The organism is bacterium (assembly GCA_040756715.1).
Classification (GTDB): Bacteria; UBA9089; UBA9088; order UBA9088; family UBA9088; genus JBFLYE01.
Window position 1 is genome coordinate 1 of sequence record JBFLYE010000150.1, and the last position, 2,110, is coordinate 2,110.

Annotated in this window: 3 protein-coding genes; all 3 read left to right on the top strand. The window is 33.6% G+C overall.

The genetic code is table 11. From position 1 onward, the window contains the following. Nucleotides 1–395 (top strand): T9SS type A sorting domain-containing protein (locus tag AB1397_05620; GenBank protein MEW6482464.1); only part of this gene is annotated, 395 nt, incomplete at its 5' end. A 52-nt stretch (nt 396–447) separates the two neighbouring features. Next, nucleotides 448–1,095: a glycosyltransferase family 39 protein gene (locus AB1397_05625; GenBank protein ID MEW6482465.1), complete on the top strand. Its 648-nt coding sequence runs from the start codon at nt 448–450 to the stop codon at nt 1,093–1,095. A gap of 80 nt (nt 1,096–1,175) precedes the next feature. Beyond that, nucleotides 1,176–2,024, top strand: a complete 849-nt coding sequence (locus tag AB1397_05630) for a hypothetical protein (protein MEW6482466.1) — start codon at nt 1,176–1,178, stop codon at nt 2,022–2,024. The last annotated feature ends 86 nt before the right edge of the window (nt 2,025–2,110 follow it).

Consider the following 2,110-nt stretch of genomic DNA (forward strand, 5'->3'; position numbering starts at 1 on the left):
AAGAGAGGATAAGCATAACCTCCTGCCTTCTCTTTGACCTTTTGGCTGAGAGGATTCCCTTAGAAATAAAAGATAAAGAGATAACCATTAAGCCTTTAATCCCATCCCAATCAGAGCTCCTTCAATCATACCCCAATCCCGCAAAGGATGCCTGCTATATCCCATTCAAGCTTTCCAAAGATTCCAATGTTTCATTGGAAATCTACAACATCTTAGGACAAAAGGTAAAAACCATAGAGCTAGGAAACAAACCCAAAGGCTCATATACCCAAAAGAATAGGGCAATATTCTTTGACCTAAAAAATAATGCTGGACAAAACCTCTCCTCTGGATTATACTTTTATAAAATAAAAGCAGGCAATTTCTCTGCCATAAAGGCGATGGTGGTAAGATAAGCCTTTAAGCTTTAACTTGCCTTTTTGATTAAGGCGATATATAATGGGGTTTATGAAAAAGAAGAAATCGAGGCAGGGGTTTATCCAAGATAAAAAAGAGATAATCATTGTTTCCTTGCTTCTTCTTGTTGCCCTTATCTTTCGCCTTATCTATCTCTCCTCTCTTAAGGCAAATGACCCTTCGTTTTATAATCCACAACCAGGAACAGATATGCTAACCTATGATAATTATGCCAAGCAAATCCTTGATGGCACATTCTCAGAAAAAGAGCCATATTACTATGGTCCTCTATATTTCTACTTCCTTGCCTTAATCTATAAAATCTTTGGCATAGACCCTTATTTCCCAAGGCTTATCCAGATGATCCTTGGTGTTTTAACCTCCTTTTTAACCTATTTAATCGCAAAGAAGGTCTTTAATAAAACAATTGGTTATATCTGTCTGATTATCTTAATCCTTTATGCAATGTTCTATATCCACGAAGGTGTCTTGCTTATGGAATCCTTGATAACCTTTCTAAATACATTATCCATCTTTCTTCTCTTAAGAATAGAGGATAACCCATCTTACAAAAACATTGCCTTTGCTGGAATTTCTTTAGGTCTTTCTGCCTTAGCCAGGGCAAATATCTTGCTCTTTATTCCCTTTCTTCTTCCCTGGATGCTCATTAATTCAAAATTCAAAATTCAAAATTCTTAAGATATGGCTTTCTTTGCTTAATTATCCTTCTTACCATCTCTCCTGCAACAATCAGGAACTACCTTGCATCAGGCAGATTTGTGCTAATCTCAACCAATGGGCCAGTAAATCTTTGGATTGGGAATAATCCGTATAGTGATGGGGTATTTCGATATCCACCCTTATCTTATAGAGATAAGATTGGAAAGATGGTTAAAGAACAAGGAGATAAGGCCTATATCAAAGAGGTATTGAGGTTTATTAAGGAGAATCCAAAAGGCTTTTTTCTTCTTCAATTTAAAAAATTCCTTCTTTTTTGGGATAGATATGAGATTGAGAATAATGTAAATTACAATTTTCAAAAAGGCTTCTCTTATCTTTTTAAGTTTCCTTTATTCCTTGGCTTTGGTCCTATTTCTCTTCTGGCTATCTGTGGCTTATTTTTATCTTTAAAGGATTGGAAAACACCATTCTTGCTTTATCTTTTTGTTCTCACCTTTATGTTAAGCCTTATTCCTTTTTTTATTACCGCAAGATATAGAATTTCAGGGGTTCCTTTATTGATTATATTTGCTGGATTCTCTATTTTATGGTTATATGAAAAGATAAAAAATAAAAATTATAGTGTTCTATCCTTATCCTTAATTCTTCTTTTCTTTTCTTCTTTATTGGCTTACTCCCAAGCCATCTTATCTAAAGTATATCCTTTGATTCATCCAGAGGGATTCTATATTACAAGAGAGGAAACAACTTTTATCAGGGATACCTCTGATGTTCGACATGGAGGGAAAAGCTTTGAAATGAGGTCTATTAACGATATTATTAAAAAAGAAGTTGTTATTAAGGAAGACCTTTCTAAATTTAAGAGGGCATTTATAAATCTTATCTTATCTATTGGTAAAAATTCAGGGGTTTTAACAATAGAAATTATAGTATCTTCCATCACTTAGTGCAAAAATAGATAGGGTTGTGTTTATCTGTTAAAAATTCATCCACCTTTTAAGAAATTTTGAATTCTAAATTTTGAATTTTGAAT